This window comes from Parafrankia sp. EAN1pec (genome assembly GCF_000018005.1).
Taxonomy (GTDB): Bacteria; Actinomycetota; Actinomycetes; order Frankiales; family Frankiaceae; genus Parafrankia; species Parafrankia soli.
The window spans coordinates 4,306,693-4,321,456 of record NC_009921.1; the positions used below are offsets into that span (position 1 = coordinate 4,306,693).

Here is a 14,764-nt window from a genome sequence, read left to right on the forward strand (position 1 = left end):
AGCCCGTCCGGCGGGTGAGAGCCGACGAAGCAGGCGGCGACGAAGCAGGCGGCGACGAAGCAGGCGGCGACGAAGCAGGCGGCAAGGAAGGACAACCCATGACGCAGGGCGAGCCGACGCCGAAGCCGGCGGCCCGGTCCCACGACCCGCTGGCCGTCGCCGTCGCCAACGCCTCACTGTTCGGCGGCGGCTACCTGATGCTGGGCCGGGGACAGCTCGCCATCGTCGTCCTCCTGATCACCGTCGAGCTACTGATCATCTTTGCCTCGGTCGCGCAGACGCTGTGGTTCGGGCTCGTCGTGCTCGCGTGGTGGGTGGCCGTCATCGTGCACGGCTGGTACCTGGCCGGGGGACGACCGCACCGGGGCCGGATCCGACCGTTCCGGTCGAGGCGGCAGTGGGTCATCGCCGTCGCCTGCGTGCTCCCGGTGCTGCTGGCCTTCGGTCTCCTCCGGTTCGACGTCGCGCGGATCGAGGGGGACGTCGCGCAGGCCCGCCGTGCCGGCGACTGCCCGCGGGTGGAATCAGCCGTGGGACGGGTGTCACCCGCCCATCGCATGGTCGACGTCTCCCCGGGCGCCGCCGGCGAGGGCATGGCCGAGGCGTGCGAGCTGCTGCGGACGGCCCTCGGCCCGCTCGACGCCGGACTGGCCGGCGACACGAAAGCGCTGGACCAGGGCTTCCAGCAGCTGACCACCGTGCTCACGGAGCTGCCCGGCAACGAGGGCCTGGTTGAGGCGGCCCTGGACCGGTTCCTCGACGGCCTGCCGACCGAGGATCCCTGCATCACCGTGCGGATCGCCACCTGGCTCGCCGAGCGGCCGTCCGATGGCGGCGAGCTGGACCGCGCCCGCCGGGCCGTCCCGCGGATAGCGCCCGCGGCGCTGGCCGACTGCGGCAGCCGTCTGCTGGCGGCCGCGGACGGGGAGCACGCGCGGGCGAGCTACCAGCAGCTGCTCGACGAGTACCCCGACCATGAGCTCGCGCCCGCGGCCCGGGAGGGGGTGCGGCAGGCCGCCCAGAAGATCGAGGAGGCGAGGATCGCCCACGAGCGGGCGGTCGAGCTGGCGAACCTGCGGGATCTGCTGCGGCCGTCGGGTTCCGCTCAACCGAGGTACTGCGCCGCTCCGGTACCGTTCTCCGCCGCTCCCGCCGGGCCGAATCGGGCACTGACAGTCGGCGACACGCAATACACCAGCAAGCTCCCCGCCGAGTGGAAGACCGATGACGTCGCCACTGCCACGCGGGTTCTCTGCGTCGGCGCGTCCGAACTCGGAGCAGCGGTCGAGACCTGCCGATACACCAGCGGGAACGTGACGTTTCACCGGGTGGCGATACCCGTCCGCGTTTACGAGCTACGGACCGGACAGCTCCTGGCCGACACCAGAGTGGAGATCGGCGGGACCAGCTGCCCGTACCTGGTCTACGGCTACAGTCCGACGAGGCCCGTCACCCCCTCCGACTCCCAGGTGCAGGCAGCCTTCCGACCACTGATCAGCCCCTGACCGGCGGAGCCGGCACCTGATCTCACCGGCTGTCACGAGGTTCGCGGCCCCGGGTTGGCCGCGTGTCCGGGCCGATCCGGTGGCGGACGCCACACTCGTGCCCGCTGCGACGCTCCGCGGACGAAACACCATAATTCGGTGACAGAACTTCCGTGCTCCGCCCCGGCGCCCGCGTCCGACAGGTGGCCATCAGTGGAAGACCCTGATGGACCGACTGGACCCCGTCGAGCTCAGAACGGACGTCCCGCACGCGGCGAGGATGTACGACTATTTCCTCGGCGGAAAGGACAATTTCCCGGCCGATCGGGAGGCGGCGGAAAAGACCATCGCCGTCTTCCCGAACTCCCGGATCGTCGTCCGGCAGAACCGGACGTTCATGACCCGGGCGACCCGTCATCTCACCGGTGAGCTGGGCATCCGCCAGTTCCTGGACATCGGCACGGGCATCCCGACCTCGCCAAACCTGCACGAGGTCGCCCAGGAGATCGCGCCGGAGACCAGGGTCGTCTACACCGACAACGACCCGATCGTGTCCGGGTACATACCGAGGTGGCACCGCCCCCCGATCGGCCAGCGCTCACTCGAAGCCAAGGCGGGCTGCGTCTGATGAACGACTGTCGCTGCCCTCGTCACGAGATGGTAGACAAGTTCCGTCTCACCTCATGTCGGCAGGTAGAGTAGCTGACCCACGCGCAGGGTTCTTCCGCCGGTCACGGGTCGTTGTCGAGGATCTCCTCGACAACGACCTCAATCACCCTGGCGCGCTGCGCGGGCGGAACCGCGTCGGTGGCGGGCAGTTCAAGATCCAACGTCGTGACGATCACCTTCGGGGTGGGCTTCGGTGCCTTCTCCCGCAGGTCCTTGTAGATGGTCCAGGCCAGCCCGGCCGCGCTGACGATCAGGGAACCGAGCGCGGCTGGGTCGGAGTACTGCTGCGGTCGGGTGTCTCCGGCACCGGCCTGGAGCGCGTCCTCCACCTGTGTCCGCAGGCCTGGATCGAGTTCGTCGGCGAGCCGCCTGGCGGTTGCCCGCGCGGCGCGCCTGACGGCAATTTCCGTCATCGGCTGATGCTCCTCACCTGTCCGCTAGAGGTTCGTCGTGGGCGTGCTCCAGGGCAAGAAGGCGGACATCGCCGGGCAAGGACTCGCCGGTCACGCGCTCCCAGCACTCCTCCACCGCCCCGATCCCGAGCCGACTCGTCACTGTGCTCAGCACCGGGCCGGATGCCAGTCGGACCGCCAACTGCGGGAAACGCCGGGCCACGGCCAGAGCGCGAACCGTCCATCCCAAAGCTCGGGCGTCGTCGTTCCGGGCTTGTGCGAGTACGCCCAATTGCAGGCAGCAGACTGCGACGCCGGCCTCGTGCCCCATCTTCTCCTCCAGGGCGAGGCACTTCCGCAGCCACCGTTCGGCTTCGTCCCACCAGCCCTGCTGGTGCGCCAGCATTCCGAGCAGGTGGTAGCACTCGATGATGCTCTTCTGCTCACCAATGTCCACCACGGCGGCGAGCGACTCCAACAGCAGCCGTTTGGCCTCGTCCGCCTGGCCACCCGCGATCGCGGTCATCCCGAGCATGCGGTGATCCCTGGCAACGCCGCTACGGTCACCCAGCTCATCGTGGAGGGCCAGGGACCGGCGGAACCATTCCCGCGACTCGTCCTGGCCGCGTCTCAGTGCCACCATGCCGAGCTGATGGTAGACGGCCGCCATGCCAGGCCGGTCACGGACTCTCTCGGCCGCCGCCAGGCAGCGAAGGTACCAGCGTTCCGCCTCCGCCAGTTGACCGCGCTTGAAGGAAAGCATTCCAAGGCTGTGCAGGGAGCGCGCCATGCCGTCCCAGTCGTGTCGCTGTTCCGCTAGGGCCAGCGACTCGGCGTGCCAGTCCTCCGCCTCGTCGAGATGGCCGCGAAGCAGCGCCAGGTCGCCGAGCTTGCCATAGACGAGCTGGGTGCTGTGCAGGTCTCCGGGCGTCTCCTTCAAGATCGCGAGCGACCGCCGGTAGTGCTGCGCGGCTTCGTCCCAGCGTCCTTGATCCAGCGCCACGCTGCCCAGGTGACGAAGTGACTGCGCGATCCCCTGCCGGTCGCCCCCCTCCTCCTGGATGACCAGGGCCCTGCGGTACATCTCGTCCGCCCGAGCGAACCGCCCTCGCTCTTCTGCGACGAATCCGAGCTTGCCGTAGGTCAGGGCACGTGCTGCCGGCGACAGCCCCGGCGTGTTCTCCTGCACCTGGAGAATCTCCTGGTAGCGGGCTTCGGCGGCGTCGAGGTCCCCGGCCCGGGTCAGCGTGTTCGCCTGCGACATCACGACCACGTTCCACAAGGCTAAGGCCGGCAGGACGGCCCTCCACAGGGAAAGAACCGACCGGTATTCCGCCAGCTTTGCCGGGGACAGCGCCCGCGGGTCTCGCAGGTCCTCCAGCCGGAGCGTGGGCAGTTTCCCGGCGGACAGAGCCCCGCCGGGACCCTCGACCGCGCGCCGGGCGCGGTCCGACCAGCCACGGGCCTCCTCCGCCAAACCGCTGTGGTCCAGGTACTGGTACAGCGTGATGTAGATCGGCTCCGCCGCGGCCCAGCGGCGGTTGTCGAGCGCGTAGCCGAGCATGCGTCCCATCGTCCGGCGGTTCCGGTCGATGAACGCGTACGCTTCCGCACTGGCCTCGGCGACCATCGTCTTGCCCCAGAGCTGGCAGGCCGCGGCCCAGGCGGCGAGCAGGGCACTGTCGGCCGCGGCCCGGGCACCAGGGTAGATCATGGGTTCCTCGGCCTGCCACTGAGCGGCGAGATACGCGGGGAGCGCGGGGTGGATCCCGTAACCGCCGTCGGCGCGGGTGGTCAGCAGGCCCAGGCGAGCGGCCTCGTCGAGCACCATGTCCCACTCGTCGGCGCTGACGCCGCGGAATCGCTGCGGCGTGTCCGCCTGGGCGGAGAAGGCACCGAGGATCTCCGCGTCGGCGACGCCGCGCAGCAGGCTCAGCCCGACGAGCAGGCGCCGGGCCGCGGGCGAAAGGTGCACGACGGAATACCCGACGCTGGCTGTCAGGGACCGCGTTCTGGCGTTTTCTCCTGCTGCGGCACCCTCCTCCGCTATGGGCAGGGGCTGGGTGCCATGGAGGCCCGCGAGCAGGGCGGCTGGTTCCGTGGTCGCCAGGTGCGGAAGGATCAGCCGCATGCTCAGCGGGTGCCCCTCTAGCCATTCCAGCAATTCGCCGAACGACCGGTCCGCCCGCCGGCCCGCAGCCGCGGGAAAGGGCGCGAGAACCTGATCGGCGTACTCGATGGCCTCGTGCGGGAGCATGCCCTCGACAGCGAGGCGGCGCACGTCACCTAGCCAGCTTTCAGGGGTGCGGCTGGTCACCAGGATCGTGCTTTGCCCGTGAGCCGCCTCGCGCAGGAAGTCCTTCAGCTCGACGCATGCGGTCTCGTCGAGCGGCGAGGCGACGTCGCCGGGCATCGTGGCGACCGATTCGAAGTTATCCCATATCAGCAGCAGCCGGCGCGCGCGCAGCTGCTCCAGGACCAGGTCACGGCGGGCAGCGGGATCTCTTAGTGCGAACTCGGGACCGTACAGGCGCAGGCCGGTCTCCCGGATGGCACCGCCCAGGCCAAGGGAGGGGACCCCCGGTTCGAACGAGTGCCAGAAGACGCCGTCCGGGCGGTCGACTCCGCCGGTGTCGCGCCACCATCGTCCGAACGCCTTGGCGAGCTCCGTCTTCCCGGTGCCGCCGGGGCCGTGCAGTACAAGCACCCGGTCGGTCCGCGCGGCCATTTCCAGGGTGCAGAACAGGTCGTCGCGGCCGACGAACTCCGCCTCCGATTTCAGCTCGTCGCGGTCCGGGCCGCCGCCGGACACCGGCGGCACCGCGCGCAGTTGCGGAAAGCGGACCTCGCGGCGACGGTAGTAGACCGGGACGGCCCAGTCCTCCAGGGGCAGTTCGCCCTTGGGGCTGGGCCGTCCCGGGTGCTGCGCCATCCGCGAACGGCCCGCGCGCACTGCCTCGCTTATGGTGCCGCCCGTAAGCAGCTGACCGTAGAACGCCGTCATGAACTCGGCGGCGGCCACCGCGTAGACCCGGTAGGACATGGCCACGACGGCATCGACGCCACCCAACACCAGACCAGTCGCGACCGCCGCCTCCAGCCGCTTCCCGATCGCCCCCGACTGGCATGCGTTGAGCACCGCGACCGGGACGTCCGCCGCCGCGAGTACACCCGCGAGGCGCCCGGCCGGTACGTAGTCCGCGCCACCACCCGGTCTCTCGAACGCCAGCGCGCCTCGGTCGGTGGCGCCGTGCCCGTCGAAATGCACCACCTGGAAGGGCGCCCCCGCCTCGCGCGCGCCCCGCAGCCGAGCTGCCAGCGCCTCCAGCGTCGGCGGGCGCAGCACTTCCAGGTCCACCTCGCCGTGTGCCAACGCCATGGACCGTAGCAGCGGGCGAGCTATCATCTGATAGCCGACATCCCTGACACTCGCGGGCCGGGAAATCACCATGAGCACGCGGAGCCGGTCTCCGGCCGCGTCAACGGAATCATCCGGCGACTTCGCGACCAGGCATCGGGTTACCCCGATTCCGTCCAGGACGAGCGGCACGGACGCGCCCGGCGCCCGCATCAGTTCCCACGGCAGCCCGAGCCGTTCGGGAATTTCCGATCGCACTACGATCTCCGAGAGTCCCCGGACAGGAAAGTCGGCGTCCTCGCGGCCTACCCGCACCGCCTCGAGCACCGAGTCGAACAGCGCCCGGCCCCAGTCGGCGAGCTGGCCCGCGATCCGGGAACCGCGGTCAGAGTAAACCCCGAACGGCGTCTGGAGATAATCCTCCAGATACCAGCGCAGGTCCTCCAGCTCCGCCGCATCGATCGGTGATCCCAGTCCGATCGTGGTCGATAGCCTGCCAGAATCAAGATCCACCAGCAGCTCTGCGTCCGCCACGCTGCGCCGGCCCTCCTCACGCAGTATCCGTGCCCAGTTCACCCCGCGGCGCGAGCACGAATATGGTCAGACTAGCCGGATAGTCGCCCCTTACGGGCACGTACCGAGAAGAAACCGGCACAACGGGTCAGGGCTGTACGCGCGGGTCCCACGAGTTTCAATGACACAGAGTAATCGAATTATGTCGCTGGGCGATTTCTGGCGGGGCTTGCAGGCGGGTGACCTGCCGGTTGAGGTAGCGCTGTTGCTGGAGACTGATGGCCTACCGGGCCGCAGGCCGGTGGGCCTCAAGCACGCCGCCCGTGAGCAGCACCGTCGAACACTCAACCACGCGGGCCGTCGAATCCCGGCCGTCAGGGTGGCCGCCCACATGAACTGCCACTCCTCCGTCGCGCACGCCGACTTCAGATAGGCAGCCACAAGACCGCCACCGTTCGCCGGCCACCGGTCAACGCCCGGCGCATCTCCCCCGACGAAATGCGACCCCGAGCCGAAGTCCTATGCCTGGATCAGCGCCTCATGTCCCTCGGCTTCCAACGTCCAGGCAACCCACTCCGCCCACTCGACATCCACACCCGTGTACGACACGAAGAAACGCTGCACACCGCCGCCCCCACCGGCCACACCATCAGCATCCCACACCACCTCACCACCCGAACCCGCACACACCCGCACACACCCGCAACCGATCTACCAGCAGAAACAGCACAGAGGCACGGAAGAGGCCCGCGTGTGCAACCCGGGGGTGGTACCGATCGTCCTCGCCCACGCCCGTGCCCTGCTCACCAGCACCCCCGAGGGCCGCACGTCCTACCTGCACTCCGACGTGCGCGACATCGACCACATCCTCGGCGCCCAGGAACTGAAGGACACCCTCGACCTCACCCGGCCGGTCGCGCTGTCCCTCATCGCGGTCTTCCACTTCATCCCCGACTCCGACGACCCGTACGGCATCATCCGGCGTCTCGTCGACGCGCTGCCGTCCGGCAGCTACGTCGCGCTCACCCATCTGACGGCCGACTTCGACCCGGCGATGCTGGCGGTGCAGGAGACCTACCTGAGCCGCGGTGTCCCCATGCACCTGCGTGACCGCGCGCAGGTCGAGCGGTTCTTCGACGGGCTGGAGCTGCTCGAGCCGGGCCTGCAGGTCGTCCACCGCTGGCGACCGGACGGCGCGGTGCCCGCCGACCTGACCGACGCCGCGGTCAGCATCTACGGCGGCCTCGCCTACAAGGCGTGACGTCCCACCCCCCCGTCCGGTGATTCCGGGAAGCCGGGTGAGGAGCCCGTGGCGGCCCTCGCCGGCGGCCGGCAATGGGAGGATGACCCGGTGGCCGTACCTGAGCTGACCCCAGAGGAACTGCTGACCACGACCCGCAGCGTCCGCAAGCGGCTGGACCTGGACCGCCCGGTCGCACCCGAACTGATCGAGGAGTGCCTGCGGATCGCGCTGCAGGCGCCGAGCGGCTCGAACCGGCAGGGCTGGCACTGGATCATGGTGACCGACCCCGAGCTGCGCGCCGGCATCGCCGGGTACTACCGGAAGGGCGCGACCGCCTACCTGGCCGCCGGCGGGGCGTCCGCCGCGGGGTACGAGGGCGAGCGTGCGGCGACGCAGGCCCGGGTCAGCGACTCGGCCCGCTACCTCGCCGAGAACATGCACCGGGTCCCCGTCCTGCTGATCCCCTGCCTCGAGGGTGACGTCACGCAGATCCCGCCGCACGCCCAGCCCGGGTTCTGGGCCTCCCTGCTGCCCGCGGTCTGGAGCTTCATGCTCGCCGCCCGCCTGCGCGGCCTCGGCACCGCGTGGACGTCGCTGCACCTCGGCTACTCGCGAGAGGTCGCCGAGCTGCTCGGCATCCCGCCCGGGTACAGCCAGGGGGCGCTGATCCCGGTCGCCCACACCATCGGCACGACGTTCCGCCCGGCCGCGCGGGAGCCGTTGGAGACCGTCCTGCACCGCGACCGGTGGTGATTCCGGCGATCTGGTGGTGATCCCGGCGATCCGGCGCTGAACCCGGCGAGGGCGTCACGCCAGCGCGGCTGCCTTGCGCAGGAGCACCGAACGCTCGCGGACGTTGCGGCACAGCCGCGCGGCGAGTTCCAGCTCGGCCCGGGCCTCGGACGTCCGGCCGAGCCGGGAGAGCAGCTCGCCGCGCACGCTCGGGAGCAGGTGCGAGCCCGACAACCGGCCGGCGGCGACGAGATCGTCCACGATGGACAGCGCCTCCCGCGGCCCGGCCGCCATCGCCACGGCGACGGCGCGGTTGAGCTCGACGACGGGGGAGGGAGCCACCCGGCCGAGCGCCTCGTAGAGGAGCACGATCCGCTCCCAGTCGGTCTCCGCCACCGAGGGCGCCGACGCGTGGCAGGCGGCGATCGCCGCCTGCAGGCCGTACGGCCCGAGGCCGCGCCCGAGCGCCGCGGCCCGGCCGAGCGCGGCCATGCCGCGACGGATCGCCGACCTGTCCCACCGCCGCCGGTCCTGGTCCTCCAGGAGCACCGCCTCGCCGTCGGGCCCGGTGCGCGCCGCGAAGCGCGCGGCCGTCAGCTCGCACAGGGCGAGCAGCCCGTGTACCTCCGGCTCGTCGGGCAACAGCGCGGCCAGCGTCCGTCCCAGCCGGATCGCCTCGTAGGCCAGATCGGGCCGCAGCAGGTCGTCACCGGACGTCGCCGTCGAACCCTCGGTGAAGATCACGTAAAGCACACTCAGGACGTCGGAGAGCCGCCCGCGCCGTTCCGTCGCCGGTGGCAGCTCGAACGCCACCCGGGCCGCGGCGAGGGTCTTCTTCGCCCGCGTGATCCGCGCCTGGACCGTCGGCACGGGCACCAGGAACGCCCGGGCGATCTCCTCGCTGGACAGCCCGCCGACCGCTCGCAGGGTCAGCGCCACCCGGGCCTCGGCCGACAGCACCGGATGACACGCCACGAACATCAGCGCCAGGATGTCGTCGTCGATCCGGTCGGGGTCCCACGGCAGATCGTCCGGCCGGGCCGCCGGGGCCAGGCCGCCCGAGACGGCCTCACCCTCGGCGAGCTGCCCGGCGACCATGGCGTACCGCTCGTCGAGCGCCGCCCGGCGGCGGAAGCTGTCGACGGCGCGCCGCCGCGCGGTCGTCAGGAGCCAGCCCACCGGGTTCGCCGGCTCGCCGTCCCGTGACCAGGAGACGAGCGCCTCGGCCACCGCCTCCTGGGCGACGTCCTCGGCAAGCGCGAAGTCGCCGGTGTAGCGGGCGAGTGCGCCGACGATCCGGGCGGACTCGATCCGCCAGACGGCCTCGACGGCCCGCCGCGCCGGCTCGGCGCTCGGCGGGCCGCCGGTGCCCGCGGGCATCAGAGCTGGCCGGTCCGCTCGCGCCACGCCCGCTCCCTGACGACCCACTCGTTGTCCTGCGGGAACTCGTCGATGCCCGGCACGCGGCGGATCTCGCACTTCGAACCGTTGATCGCGGGCATCCGCTTCGCCCACTCGACGGCCTCCTCCTTCGAGGCGACCTCGATGATGTAAAAGCCGCCGAACAGCTCCTTGGTCTCACCGTACGGACCGTCGGTGACCACCGGCGTCTCACTGCTGTAGTCGACCACCACGCCCTGGGACGGGTCGTCCAGCCCCTCGGCGGAGACGAGCACACCAGCCCGGATCAACTCCTCGTTGAAGCGGCCCACGACCTCGAGCATCTCCTCGAAAGGCGTGTCCATCATCTTCGCGAGGGACTCGTCCGTGCCACGCATGATCAGCATGTACTTCGCCATCGTCGATCTCCCTTTCCCGAGGTCGCCGTTCGACCCTCTCACCATCAGGTCGAACGGCCCCGCCGCGGATCGACACGGCCTGCCGGCATTTTTCGTGGCCTCCTGTGGACCGGCGCCGTCGTCCTGCGTGAACCTGATCAGAGGCGTCCCGGCCTATGCGACGGGCCCCGTCCGGTGGACGGCGTCCAGGACGAGTGTGAGTAGCCGGTCGGCCTGGCCGGCGTCGCCGTCGCGGGCGGTCGCCAGCGCGATGCCGACGACGATCTGGATCAGATCATCCGGGCTCAGGTCGGGGCGGGCGGTCCCCGTCCGCTGGGCGCGGCCCAGAAGGTCGGCCGCGGCGGCGGTGATTGTCTGATGGCAGTCGACGGCGGCCGTCTCGGGTCCCTCGGTCATGAACGCGCCGGCCAGGCCCTGGTTGACACGTGCGTGGACGAGGAACAGGTGCAGCCAGGCCGCCAGCGCCTCGTCGGCGGAGAGGGCGGCTGACAGCTCCGCCGCCTGTCGGCAAAGTGTCTCGATCCGGTCGGCGAGAACGGCGCTGAGCAGCGCGGCCCGGGTCGGGAAGTGCCGGTAGAGGGTTCCCTGCCCGACCCCGGCCCGGCGGGCGATCTCGACAAGAGACGCGTCGGGTCCGGCCTCGTCGAACGCCTCGCGGGCGACCACGAGCAGGCGCTCCCGGTTGCGCCGGGCGTCGGTGCGTGGGAGGCGCTCTGCGGGCGCTCGTCCAACCACTGCCGTCCCTCCTCCTCTCACGTGCCCATATGGACAACCGGACATCATGTCCGTATCGTAGCCGGACCGAAACGGACAGTCTGTCCGGATGATGAGAGGCTCGAAGGAGCACGGTGACAGAGGACCTGGGACACCCGCTCGGCCACGTCGGCGTCTGGACGTTCGCCTTCGACGGCCAGCCCTCCAGCCGGGTGCGGGAGGCCGCCGCGGAGATCGAGGAGCTGGGCTACGGCGCGATCTGGTACGGCGAGGGATTCGGCCGGGACACGGTGAGCCAGGCGTGGCTGCTGCTGTCGGCCACCCGGCGGGTCACCGTCGCGTCCGGCATCGCGAACATCGCGTTCCGTGACCCGATCGCCCTGGCGGGCGCGGCCCGCGCGCTCGGCGAGACGTTCCCGGGGCGCTACCTTCTCGGCCTCGGAGGACACCGGGTTGACGACACCACCCACCTGCTGGACGGATACCCCGTGCCGGGCCTGGGCCGAGCCGTGTCGACCATGGGTGCCTACCTGGCGGCCATGGACGCCGTCCCCGCCCACAGCCCGTCGCCGCGGCCGGCCGTGCGCCGGGTACTGGCCGCGCTCGGTCCGAAGATGCTGTCGCTGGCGGCCGAACGGACATGGGGGGCGCACCCGTACTTCGTGCCCGTCGAACACACCCGGCGGGCCCGCGAGATCATGGGTCCCGAGGCGTTCCTCGGGGTCGAGCAGGCCGTCGTCCTGGACACCGATGTCGACCGGGCCCGCCAGGTCGCCGCGGCGCACGTCGCCGGCTACGTCTCCGCGGCACCCCACCAGGAGGCGAACATGCGGCGGTTGGGCTTCGGTGATGACGACCTCGTCGGCGGCCCGAGCCGCTGGCTGGTCGACGCGATCGTCGCCTACGGCGACGCCGGGACAATCCGGGACCGGGTACGCCAGCACCTCCACGCCGGCGCCAACCACGTCTGTGTCCAGGTCCTCACCGTCGACCCGACCGTGCTGCCAGACCGTGAATGGCGTGAGCTCGCCCCGGCCCTGCGCGACGCCGCCCCATGAGGCACAGCTGAAACGCACCGCTGGGGGCGGGGGCTCGATCCGGCTACCGAGTAACAGACCGACTACGGACAGGGCCCCCGCCGGCGCCACTCAAATCGCGGGCCATGGCTGTCTGGAAGTATGTGCGAAGAGCTGAGGTCGACTCGGACTTGATCGCTGATGCCAGGATGTTCGCCGGTTACCAGACACCGAGCAGGAGAACTGATGAAACGGATCGCTGAACTCGCTGTCCGTCGCCGATGGTTCGTCGTCGTCGGCTGGGTTGTCTTCATCGTCGCGGTGCAGGGGATCGCCGGGGCGATGGGCGGGGCTTCGTACAAGGACACGTTCAGCCTCCCGCACACCGAGACCGCGTCCGTCGCGAAGCTCCTCGAGGATGCCGGCCTGAACAATCAGAACGGCGCCCCGGGCACGGTTGTGATCAAGAACGAGAGCGGAACGCTCACCGAGCCGCCACCGAAGCTGAAACCGGCCCTGGCCGAGGTGTGCGCTTCGGGTAACCATGTGGCACTGATCGCGTCGCCCTGGGAGTCGATCGACTGCTCGAAGAGCGATGCCGAAGCGCCGGGAAACCCACAGCTGCTCAACAGTGCGCGCGGCTCCACCACGGCCCTGGTCACCATCACCTGGGAGAACGACCACTACGACGCCGAGCTGTTCAAGAACGTCTACGATCAGCTGAAGACGCTGCGCAGCGATTCGCTGCAGGTCGAGTTCACCGGTAACGCCTTCACCGGCATCGGGCAGAGCGACGGCTCGGGCTCGTCGGTGTTCATCGGATTCGCGGCTGCCCTCATCATCCTGGCGCTGGTGTTCCGTACCGTGGCCGCCACGGTGCTGCCGCTGGCCAGCGCGGTGGCCGCGCTCGTCAGCGGCCTCGGCGTGATCTACATCCTCAGCCACGCCATCAACGTCTCCAACATCACCCCGTACCTGGCCGAGCTGATGGTGATCGGCGTCGGCGTCGACTACGCGCTGTTCATCCTCACGCGGCATCGCCGCAACCTGCGGCGCGGCATGCCCGTCGCGGATTCGATCGTGAACGCGCTCAACACCTCCGGCCGGGCGGTGCTGTTCGCCGGTACGACCGTGTGCATCGCCATCCTCGGTCTGATCGCACTCGGGGTGAGCTTCTTCAACGGCATGGCGGTGGCGACCGCGCTCGCGGTCGGCTTCACCATGATTGCCTCGCTGACGCTGCTGCCCGCATTGCTGGCCATCTTCGGCCTGAAGGTGCTGCCCCGCCGGCAGCGGGCGGCGGTGCGGGCCGGTGAGTTCATCGATGACCGTCCGGTGGGGGGCTGGGCCCGGTGGTCGCGGTTCGTCGCTGGGCGCCCCGTCGTCGTCGCGATCGTCTCGGGCGCGATCATGGTCGCGATCGCGCTGCCGTTCTTCTCGATGGAGCTGGGCGCCAGCGATCAGGGCAGCGACCCGAAGAGCTCCACGACCCGCGACGGTTACGACCTGATCGCCTCCGATTTCGGCGTCGGCTACAACTCCACTCTGGAAGCCGTTGTGAGCGGCCCGGGCGCCTCGGACCAGGCCTACCTGCAGCGCGTGACAAAGACGCTGTCCGCTGTCCCGGGCATCGACCCGGGCAGCCTGGGCACGGTTCCGCTCGCTGAGAACGTCGCCTTCGTGACGTTCAAGACGACCACGTCACCGCAGTCGGAGAAGACCTACGAGCTGGTCCGGCACCTGCGCTCGACCACCCTGCCGCCGCTGTACGACGGCACGGCCAACCACATCTACACCTACGGTGACACGGCGATCAACGTCGACTTCGCCGCGGTGCTTGCCCGGAAGATGCCGCTGTTCATCGCGGTCGTGGTCGGCCTGTCGTTCGTCCTGCTGCTCGTCGCGTTCCGGAGCCTGGTCATCCCGCTGACCGCCGCGGTGATGAACCTGCTGGCAGCGGGCGGTTCGTTCGGTCTGGTTGTGGCGATCTTCCAGTACGGCTGGCTCTCCGACAGCATGGGCGCCGGACCAGGCGGACCGATCGACGCCTGGATCCCGGTCATGCTGTTCGCCATCCTGTTCGGCCTGTCGATGGACTACCAGGTGTTCCTGGTCAGTCGCATGCATGAGGAATGGGTACACACCCGCGACAACAAGCGATCGGTGACCATCGGGCAGGGCGAGACCGGCGGCATCATCACCGCCGCCGCCATCATCATGATTGCCGTCTTCCTCGGCTTCGTGGTCAGCCCGGGCCGGCCGATCAAGATCTTCGGTACCGGCCTCGCCGCCGCCGTGTTCATCGACGCGTTCGTTCTCAGGACAATGCTCGTACCGTCGCTGATGCACATTGTCGGCAAGGCGAACTGGTACCTTCCGAAATGGCTGGACCGCATCACTCCGCGAGTCTCGGTCGAACCAGCCGACGAGGCCGTCCCCCACAGCGTGGGCACCGGCTCCTTCGACACCGACCGGCCTGAAGGCGACGACGACCGGCCTGAAGGCGACACCGACCGGCCCGAAGACGAGGTCGACCGGCCCGAAGACGACGACGACCGGCCCGAAGACGAGCGGGAGCTGGCCCGCTCCTGAGACGGGTCAGCACCGTCAAATGAGGCTGCCGCATTTGTCGCGATCAGGGGTTTCGCGATTTCAACGCGGTTAGTGGTGCCGGCGGCGGTGTCACCGCCGCCGGCACGGCACCAGGCGCGCCCGCCGTGGCGGAGCGCCTTTGGCCGCGGTCGGCCCGACCATGGATGCCCTGGACGCCGTGCTGCTCCACTGTCCTTCGCGGTCGCGACCAGTCTTGTCGCACTCCTGCGTGGGACGAGCCGCACGGTGCCT

General features: G+C 70.0%; 11 protein-coding genes and 1 pseudogene. 6 read left to right on the plus strand and 6 right to left on the minus strand.

Annotated features, from left to right (window positions below):
- The first annotated feature begins 98 nt into the window (after window positions 1–98).
- Together FRANEAN1_RS17580 and FRANEAN1_RS17585 are read left to right on the plus strand one after the other, a co-directional pair.
- Window positions 99–1,505, plus strand: a complete 1,407-nt coding sequence (locus FRANEAN1_RS17580) for a hypothetical protein (protein ID WP_020461169.1) — start codon at window positions 99–101, stop codon at window positions 1,503–1,505.
- 205 nt (window positions 1,506–1,710) lie between these two features.
- Window positions 1,711–2,037 (plus strand): annotated as a pseudogene (locus FRANEAN1_RS17585) (SAM-dependent methyltransferase); the annotation flags it as partial.
- 178 nt (window positions 2,038–2,215) lie between these two features.
- On the opposite strand, the gene FRANEAN1_RS17590 reads toward FRANEAN1_RS17585, so the two are convergent.
- The 3 genes from FRANEAN1_RS17590 to FRANEAN1_RS41200 form a co-directional block, all read right to left on the minus strand.
- Window positions 2,216–2,566, minus strand: coding sequence for a hypothetical protein (locus tag FRANEAN1_RS17590; RefSeq protein ID WP_020461171.1), 351 nt, complete (start codon window positions 2,564–2,566; stop codon window positions 2,216–2,218).
- Window positions 2,567–2,579: 13 nt separating this feature from the next.
- Window positions 2,580–6,437: a tetratricopeptide repeat protein gene (locus FRANEAN1_RS17595; RefSeq protein ID WP_020461172.1), complete on the minus strand. Its 3,858-nt coding sequence runs from the start codon at window positions 6,435–6,437 to the stop codon at window positions 2,580–2,582.
- 498 nt (window positions 6,438–6,935) lie between these two features.
- The gene (locus FRANEAN1_RS41200; RefSeq protein ID WP_198145554.1) at window positions 6,936–7,082 is read right to left on the minus strand and encodes a TIR domain-containing protein; all 147 of its coding nucleotides are present in this window, start codon (window positions 7,080–7,082) and stop codon (window positions 6,936–6,938) included.
- Between FRANEAN1_RS41200 and FRANEAN1_RS17605 the strand changes: the two genes are divergently transcribed.
- Window positions 7,015–7,677: an SAM-dependent methyltransferase gene (locus tag FRANEAN1_RS17605; protein WP_347177182.1), complete on the plus strand. Its 663-nt coding sequence runs from the start codon at window positions 7,015–7,017 to the stop codon at window positions 7,675–7,677. The two genes, FRANEAN1_RS41200 and FRANEAN1_RS17605, sit on opposite strands and share 68 nt — an antisense overlap.
- A gap of 90 nt (window positions 7,678–7,767) precedes the next feature.
- The gene (locus tag FRANEAN1_RS17610; RefSeq protein ID WP_041256091.1) at window positions 7,768–8,412 is read left to right on the plus strand and encodes a nitroreductase family protein; all 645 of its coding nucleotides are present in this window, start codon (window positions 7,768–7,770) and stop codon (window positions 8,410–8,412) included.
- 54 nt (window positions 8,413–8,466) lie between these two features.
- Here the strand turns inward: FRANEAN1_RS17610 and FRANEAN1_RS17615 are convergent, their stop codons facing one another.
- The 3 genes from FRANEAN1_RS17615 to FRANEAN1_RS17625 all read right to left on the minus strand — a co-directional run bounded on the left by FRANEAN1_RS17615 (window position 8,467) and on the right by FRANEAN1_RS17625 (window position 10,970).
- Window positions 8,467–9,798, minus strand: coding sequence for a sigma-70 family RNA polymerase sigma factor (locus FRANEAN1_RS17615; protein ID WP_041254319.1), 1,332 nt, complete (start codon window positions 9,796–9,798; stop codon window positions 8,467–8,469).
- Window positions 9,771–10,190 (minus strand): YciI family protein, encoded by a 420-nt coding sequence (locus FRANEAN1_RS17620; RefSeq protein WP_041254320.1) that lies wholly within the window; start codon window positions 10,188–10,190, stop codon window positions 9,771–9,773. The genes FRANEAN1_RS17615 and FRANEAN1_RS17620 overlap by 28 nt, the downstream gene beginning before the upstream one ends.
- Window positions 10,191–10,343: 153 nt before the next feature.
- Complete coding sequence (locus tag FRANEAN1_RS17625; RefSeq protein WP_049795694.1) at window positions 10,344–10,970, minus strand: TetR/AcrR family transcriptional regulator; 627 nt, start codon at window positions 10,968–10,970, stop codon at window positions 10,344–10,346.
- A gap of 68 nt (window positions 10,971–11,038) precedes the next feature.
- Between FRANEAN1_RS17625 and FRANEAN1_RS17630 the strand changes: the two genes are divergently transcribed.
- Together FRANEAN1_RS17630 and FRANEAN1_RS17635 are read left to right on the plus strand one after the other, a co-directional pair.
- Complete coding sequence (locus tag FRANEAN1_RS17630; protein WP_020461179.1) at window positions 11,039–11,962, plus strand: TIGR03620 family F420-dependent LLM class oxidoreductase; 924 nt, start codon at window positions 11,039–11,041, stop codon at window positions 11,960–11,962.
- A 204-nt stretch (window positions 11,963–12,166) separates the two neighbouring features.
- A complete protein-coding gene (locus FRANEAN1_RS17635; protein ID WP_020461180.1) occupies window positions 12,167–14,512 on the plus strand; it encodes an MMPL family transporter in 2,346 nt (781 codons plus the stop codon).
- Window positions 14,513–14,764 lie beyond the last annotated feature (252 nt).

Excerpts from the sequence above, each read along its gene's own strand:
- FRANEAN1_RS17590 (WP_020461171.1), bottom strand. The coding sequence starts at position 2,566 with ATGACGGAAATTGCCGTCAGGCGCGCCGCGCGGGCAACCGCCAGGCGG.
- FRANEAN1_RS17635 (WP_020461180.1), top strand. The coding sequence starts at position 12,167 with ATGAAACGGATCGCTGAACTCGCTGTCCGTCGCCGATGGTTCGTCGTC.
- FRANEAN1_RS17620 (WP_041254320.1), bottom strand. The coding sequence starts at position 10,190 with ATGGCGAAGTACATGCTGATCATGCGTGGCACGGACGAGTCCCTCGCG.
- FRANEAN1_RS17580 (WP_020461169.1), top strand. The coding sequence starts at position 99 with ATGACGCAGGGCGAGCCGACGCCGAAGCCGGCGGCCCGGTCCCACGAC.
- FRANEAN1_RS17625 (WP_049795694.1), bottom strand. The coding sequence starts at position 10,970 with ATGTCCGGTTGTCCATATGGGCACGTGAGAGGAGGAGGGACGGCAGTG.